This window comes from Microtetraspora malaysiensis, from assembly GCF_001528665.1.
GTDB lineage: Bacteria > Actinomycetota > Actinomycetes > Streptosporangiales > Streptosporangiaceae > Microtetraspora_A > Microtetraspora_A malaysiensis.
Genome location: NZ_BBYJ01000049.1, coordinates 21,823 through 28,113, shown reverse-complemented (window position 1 = coordinate 28,113; position 6,291 = coordinate 21,823). Strand labels below are relative to the sequence as shown.

Below are 6,291 nucleotides of genomic sequence, written 5' to 3'. Positions count from 1 at the left end.
GCTGTGGGTCGGCGACGGCACCATGATCGACACCGATGAAGGGTCGCTGTACCTGGCCACGGTTGAGGACCTGTTCTCTCGTCGGCTGCTCGGCTACGCCATGTCCGAGCACCACGACGCGGCACTGACCGTCGCTTCACTCCAGATGGCGGTGGCCACCAGGGGCGGGAATGTGGACGGGGTGATTTTTCATTCCGACCGCGGGTCGGAGTACACCGCTGCCTGTTACCAGGTCGAATGCCGCAAGCACGGCGTCGTGCAGTCGATGGGCCGGGTGGGATGCGCTCTCGACAACGCCGCGGCCGAGGCGTTCAACAGCACGCTCAAGGTCGAGTACGTGTATCGGCAGCGCTTCCGGACGCGGGCCGAGGCTCGCGTGAAGATCGCAACCTGGATCAACGACTTCTACAACACAAGGAGGAGGCACAGCGCCAACGACGGATTGCCGCCCATCGCATTCGAGCGTCAGATGGCCGAGAAGAGGCACACTTCAACGGCCCTGCTGAGGGCCGCTGTGGCATAGGACCGTCTCCACGTTTTCAGGGGATTGACACCCCACAGCGGTCACCCTGCGGAACGGCGCGCATCATCGAGGTCATGCCGCCCGTGGTGGCCGCTCCCTAGTTTCAGTTTTAGTCGCAGTTCCCCGCCGTACCAGGCCGTTTCAGAAGGACCGCCGAGCGGTGTTGGTCCAGGTGGAACGGATCGGGACGGCCACAAGCCGAACCGTCGCGGCCCTCCAGATCGAGGTCACTACGGCGGAGCGCGCTCACGTCACCCCATCTCAAGCTCGCGAAGGTCGCCAGCAGCACCAGGGCGCGGAACCGCCGATCCTGCGTGCAGCCGGCCCGGCCGTCCATGCCCGTATTCCACAGCGCCCGCTTGGGAGCTCCCCTCGTCGTGAAGATCTCGAGATGCGTTCACTTCTCGCCGTGCCGCTGGAAGCGCAACCGGTAGGCACCGTTCTTGAGCTTGCGCTCGTTGCCGGCCGGACGACGGCCCGGCTCTGTGGCCGTCCTTTGACCGTCGGGCGACAACCTAGCCCTTCGAGTCAGGCTTCCATTCCTGGACGAGGAGCCCGAGCAGCACCTGGTCCAGGAACTCGCCCATCACCCAGGCCGAGGAGCGCAGCACGCCCTCGCGGACGAAGCCGTTGCGCTCGGCGGAGCGCAACATCGCGACGTTGTCCGACAGCGTCTCGATCTGCAGCCGCTGCAGGCCGCGCACGACGAAACCGTAGTGACACAGCACCGCGACCACGTCGGTGCCGTAGCCCTTGCCGCGGGAGGACGGCAGCAGCCCCAGCCCGATGTGCGCGGACCGGTGGTGGGTGTCGATGCCCCACAACGTCGCGGTGCCGACCAGCGTGCCGCCGTCCAGCTCCACAACCGAGAACGGGACGTGCCCTTGCTCATTGTCGTCCACCACGAGCCGCGGGTCCTTCGAGCCCGGCGTGATCGGCCGCCACGGCCGGCCTTCGGCCCGCGAGCCGTTGACCACGTCGTCGTAGAGCTCGGCCCGCAGGATCGGGATGTCATCCTCGTATCGGGCCCTGAGCCCGACCTTGTCGCCCCTCAGCATGCGAACTTCCTATCGGACCGGGCTGGCCGGCGACAAACCAAAAAGAACTCCTATCTGCTGGCGACACCTCCAACGCTCATTGCGTTAGGACAAGTAAGCCATCGTCTACCTCGTTGCGGAGAACGCAGCCGAACTACTCCACGCGACGATTCGCGTTGAGCCACTCCGCGTCGTTCCGCCTACCGGCCCCAGCCAGTACGCGACAGCGGTGCCCTTCGGATCGGCGCCGGCCAGTCCGCGCCCGGTCAGGCAGGAAGCTCGCCGAGGAGCATCGCGTACATGTACATGTCCCGGCGCTCAGCCCCTACTTCCTGCCAGCTTCGCAGCAGCCCTTCACGCTTGAAACCGACTCGTTCGGCCGTCTTCCACGAGGCCACGTTCCATGGCTCCACATACAGTTCGAGACGAGGGATCTTCAACACCGACAAGCCCCACGACGAGACCGCGCGCAAGGCTTCCAAGGCAATGGCCTGCCCCCGAGCCGACTCGGCCACCCAATAGCCGAGGGAAGCCCGCCCATGAGCAAGGGGCCACAGGCCAACCTGGCCTACCGCCCGACCGTCCACCGTTCGGGCAATCGCAAAGGAGTAGCCCTGCCGAGTCGTTGCCCGTGCCCATTGCCGCTCGATGAACGCGATCCCTTCCGCGTCAGAGTAGATCGAGGGCACGGTTGTGATCAACGGGATGAGTTCATCCGTCGCAGCCTCCCGCACCAGTTCAACGTCTTCCAATGTCCACGGGCGAATAACAAGGTTGCTACCGGCAATCAGCTCAGGAACGACAAGCGGCTCGTGCATCCCTGCATGGTGCCCCAGAGCCCATGGACGCCCACACCGGTACCACCAACCCAGGCCTCCGGCGGGGCACTTCGGCTCCGGGTGATCGTCAAGGGTCTGCTCGTCACCGCCGGGTGCGCCCAACGCGCTTCAACGAATCGTTGACAACGAATCGTTAATGATCAATCCTGAGCGCATGTCCCAAGATCCCTTCACTCCGCCGAATCCCGATCAGGCGCGGGCCCACCGTGTATACGCCGCCCTCGCCCACATCGCCGAACGGCACGCAGCGACGCAAGATCAGCGCGATCGTCAGATCCACCCACAGGTTGTCGGCGCACACGAGGCTGTCAGGCTGGTGTCGTTCCTCGCCGCAGGGACTACACGGCATGACGATGGCGAGCCGGAGGTCGACCAAACCGACATCACCGCCGCACTCACCCTCATCCCGCTCGCACGGGCCGAGATGGACCAGATGGAGGCTTCCCTGCTGCTCATGGCACGAGGCCGCGGCCTCACTTGGCAGGAGATCGCCTTCGGGTTAGGGCTCGGTAGCGCCCAGGCCGCCCAACAACGCTATGAGCGGTTGGCCGGCCGCGTGGAGGCGAGCCAGGCCTAGTTTGCTTGGGCGATCGAGACGATGGACCTGCCGTACGGACGTGCCCGATGCGCGCCCGTACGGTCGGTAATCAGCGGGGAGTCAGAGGAACCCACGGCTACTCAGCCCACATCCATCCACATCAGTCTTCGCACAGTCCGGGACGCGTGATCTTGAAAGGCTTCCCAAGCTGACAGCGCGGGTTCGATTCCCGGCACCCACTCCAGGAACGCGGGCCGGGGCACGGAGTTTGGAAGCCGTCAAAGCAGAACCATCCCATAGCGCCCTACCGCCGGCTGGAGATCATCGCTCCAAGTCTGTGAGGTTCCGGATCAAGAATCGCCAAACCCCTGAATTCGCGAGCGAAGGCTTCAGGGCCGACGTTGGCGACCGTATCGATGATCACCACGCCGCTGATTCTGCTGGCGAGAGCAAGGGCTGCCGGGACGGCATTGTCGATGATGTCGCCTGCGGCGGGATCGATGCCCAATGCGCACAGATGCTCATTCAGCCCGTCGGGGGCGCTCCCCTGGCGATCGAAGGGGCGAGACGGTGTGAAGCTGGTTACCACTTGCCCGTTCACGGCGTGGATGAAGCTGTCACCAGCGGTGCCGTCACGTTGTACGGCGATGGCCTCGCCTCCATCCTGCGACAGAGACTCGACCGACTCACGCCAGTTCCCTCGGCGGCCTTTGCACTCGGCGACCGTCCAATCTTCGGCGCGGGCGACCCTGACGATCTCCCCAGAGATCTCTGTCACCCGGTACGCGGCGACCTCTTCGTCGGAGACGAGTCGGACATCCTGCGCTTCAGCACCAAGGCCGTGGAGGACCTCGTGCTCATCCAGTCCGCGGACGAAGACGATCGCGTAGATGGGGCCGAGCGGCCCGTCCTCAGGCCAGTCGTAAACATCTGGACCAACTCCGGAGCCTTGCGCGAATACGCGAACCACCTCGTACACCTCGGGGTTCGCCGCAAAGTATGCCTCGTAGACGTGGAAGGGGATCCTGCCGCGCGCAACGATCCAATGACCGTTGGCCTCGGCCCACTCGCGAAGGCCGGGAGTGCCGGCGGGGCGGACAAGGCGGGTCATTCGCATCCGGTGAAATGGAAAGTCCGACATGTTCTGGAATCTACGCATGATCGATCATGTCGAGAGAACAGCGAGGCAGTCGGTACGTCCACGTCCGGGTTCTCAACCGAGTACCGGATACCGGACATATCACGCCGCCCGAGTCCTGGCATCTGGGTGTGATCTCACTCTGGAGGCGTGCCAGATCCGTACCAGAACAGGCGGGGAACCAGGGCCGCTCACGAAGACTCATGGTTAACCGGTCCGCTTTGACCTGCCCCCTGCTTTCCAGCTCAGGACGACAAGATCAGTCGCGAACGTGGCCAGAAGGATCAGCATCCGATACCGCGGATCGATCGCATCCGCCAGGACGAAGACCTGCTTCATGGTCAGCACCGGCCGTTCCGGCGACTCCTCCTTACCCGCACCCTTGATCGTGCAATGGGCCGGGAGGCGGCCGGGCGTGCGGCCTGGAGGCCGTCCCGGCCGCTGGCAGGTGGGGCCGCCCGCCGCACACCAACCCCGCCCCACTGGACGACGCCTCAATAGGGCTGGAGCAGATCACGCTGTCCAGGCTGGATCCCGACCGATGACGCCGAGCAGGCGGTCGAACAGTGCGGCGTCGTCCGGCGCTGCCACCGGCGGCGGCGGTTCCGGGGTGGGCGGTCGGCCCGGGATCGGCCTCCGGGGTCAGGCCGCGAGCGCGGTGCGGCGGCCGCGGCGGGCCACCTCACGCTCCAGGTACCACTCCACGACCAGCAGCGGGATCGTCCAGCCGAGCCAGCCGGACAGCCCGGAGATCGTCCACGCCATGAGGTCGGGGTCTCCGTGGAAGACGGTGTCCTGCAGCGGGGGCAGGGCGATGATCAGGATCCCGGTCCACACCCGGTTGGTGATGATGGAGTAGGTCAGCACGGCGCTGCGCAGCATCCAGCGCCGGTGGTCGGCGTACCGGCGGGCGCGGGCGGCGCGCCAGCCCGCCACGGTGAAGGCGAGCCACAGCAGGGCGAGGACCACGTCACTGACCGCGAGGAACAGCCCGAACGGGGTGCGCGCCCCGATGACCAGGCCGGTCAGCCCGGCCGGCAGCACCCCGGCGAACACGTAGACCCGCCCGGCGCGCCGGTGCCACACCGGGTGCCGTCGACGGAACCACGGCCACACCTGGAAGAACGCGGTGACCATGGCGACCGAGGCGAACAGCACGTGCGCCACGAGCAGCGGGTAGTGCAGGCCGAACCCCTCTGCCTGCGGCACCCGGGACAGCGACGGGTCCCCGGTCAGGTACGGCGGCAGCGAGAACGCTAGGAACCCGGCCGTGAGCAGGCCGAGCGGCAACGTCCAGCGGCGCCGCCACCACGGACGCCGGCGGGCCGGTACCGGCGGAGGACTGTCGATCGTCGTGTGCATGACGGCTCCAAGGGGGAGATCGAGTGGATGCGTATGCCATACGCTTAATGCGTACCATATACGCAACGCGTAGGATATACGCAAACTGGTAAGCTCCCTGGAATGCCGGACGACATCGGAGACGAGCTGCCGCACGCGCTGAACGTGCTGTGGGGGCGGGCCAAGCCGAAGGGGCGGGGACGCACGCCCGCGCTCAGCTTGGAGCGGATCGTGGCGGCGGCCGTCGCCCTCGCCGACGAGGAGGGCCTGGCCGTGCTGTCCATGGCCCGGCTCGCCGAACGGCTCGGCTGCGCGCCCATGTCGCTGTACCGGCACGTGGCCAGCAAGGACGACCTGCAGCTGTTCATGCTGGCCGCCGCGCCCGGCCCGCCGCCGGAGTTCGGCACGGCGCCGGCCGACTGGCGCGGCTCACTCACCCGGTGGGCCGTCGAGCTGTTCGGCGTCTACCTGCGGCATCCGTGGATCGTCCAGCTGGTGAACTCCCCGCCGGTGGACCCCGGCCAGCTCGCCTGGCTGGACGCCGCGCTGCGCGCCCTCGGCGGCACGCCGCTCGACCCGCGGGCCCGGTTCTCGATGGTCATGCTGGTGGTGCACTACGTGCGCGGCGCGGCCCAGATCCTGACGTCCATGACCGCCGAACCAGAGGAAAGGGCCGACGGGGCGTACGCCGCCCTGCTGACCGAGCTCGCCGACCCCGGCCGGTTCCCGGCACTGGCCCGCACCATCGAGGCCGGGGTGTTCGCCCCCAACCCGGGGGCCGGTCCGGACGACGACTTCCGCGCCGGCCTGGACCACCTGCTCGACGGAGTGGGGGTGGCGATCGAACGCGCCACCCGGGCCTGACCCGGGCCAGC

7 protein-coding genes and 1 pseudogene are annotated in these 6,291 nt (G+C 67.0%); 3 read left to right on the top strand and 5 right to left on the bottom strand.

Going from position 1 to position 6,291, the window contains the following annotated elements; all coding sequences use genetic code 11:
- Nucleotides 1-523: IS3 family transposase (locus AWQ71_RS39555; RefSeq protein WP_157570890.1), on the top strand; the 523-nt coding region annotated here is incomplete at its 5' end.
- Between the two features lie 515 nt (nucleotides 524-1,038).
- Here the strand turns inward: AWQ71_RS39555 and AWQ71_RS39545 are convergent.
- Nucleotides 1,039-1,581, bottom strand: a complete 543-nt coding sequence (locus tag AWQ71_RS39545) for a GNAT family N-acetyltransferase (RefSeq protein ID WP_067144296.1) — start codon at nucleotides 1,579-1,581, stop codon at nucleotides 1,039-1,041.
- A gap of 245 nt (nucleotides 1,582-1,826) precedes the next feature.
- Nucleotides 1,827-2,378, bottom strand: a complete 552-nt coding sequence (locus AWQ71_RS39540; protein ID WP_067144294.1) for a GNAT family N-acetyltransferase — start codon at nucleotides 2,376-2,378, stop codon at nucleotides 1,827-1,829.
- A gap of 157 nt (nucleotides 2,379-2,535) precedes the next feature.
- Between AWQ71_RS39540 and AWQ71_RS39535 the strand changes: the two genes are divergently transcribed.
- Nucleotides 2,536-2,976 carry a DNA-binding protein gene (locus AWQ71_RS39535; protein WP_067144292.1) on the top strand — a complete coding sequence of 147 codons (441 nt, stop codon included), beginning with the start codon at nucleotides 2,536-2,538 and terminating at the stop codon, nucleotides 2,974-2,976.
- Between the two features lie 265 nt (nucleotides 2,977-3,241).
- Here AWQ71_RS39535 and AWQ71_RS39530 read toward each other — a convergent pair whose 3' ends face one another.
- The 3 genes and pseudogenes from AWQ71_RS39530 to AWQ71_RS39525 all read right to left on the bottom strand — a co-directional run bounded on the left by AWQ71_RS39530 (nucleotide 3,242) and on the right by AWQ71_RS39525 (nucleotide 5,437).
- Entirely contained in the window at nucleotides 3,242-4,078 is an 837-nt protein-coding gene (locus AWQ71_RS39530) for a DUF6461 domain-containing protein (protein ID WP_218002163.1), read from the bottom strand.
- 258 nt (nucleotides 4,079-4,336) lie between these two features.
- Nucleotides 4,337-4,468: pseudogene (locus AWQ71_RS44935) on the bottom strand (site-specific integrase); the annotation flags it as partial.
- A 249-nt stretch (nucleotides 4,469-4,717) separates the two neighbouring features.
- The gene (locus AWQ71_RS39525; RefSeq protein WP_067144288.1) at nucleotides 4,718-5,437 is read right to left on the bottom strand and encodes a DUF2306 domain-containing protein; all 720 of its coding nucleotides are present in this window, start codon (nucleotides 5,435-5,437) and stop codon (nucleotides 4,718-4,720) included.
- 102 nt (nucleotides 5,438-5,539) lie between these two features.
- On the opposite strand from AWQ71_RS39525, the gene AWQ71_RS39520 reads away from it, so the two are divergent.
- Nucleotides 5,540-6,280, top strand: a complete 741-nt coding sequence (locus tag AWQ71_RS39520; RefSeq protein WP_067144286.1) for a TetR/AcrR family transcriptional regulator — start codon at nucleotides 5,540-5,542, stop codon at nucleotides 6,278-6,280.
- The last annotated feature ends 11 nt before the right edge of the window (nucleotides 6,281-6,291 follow it).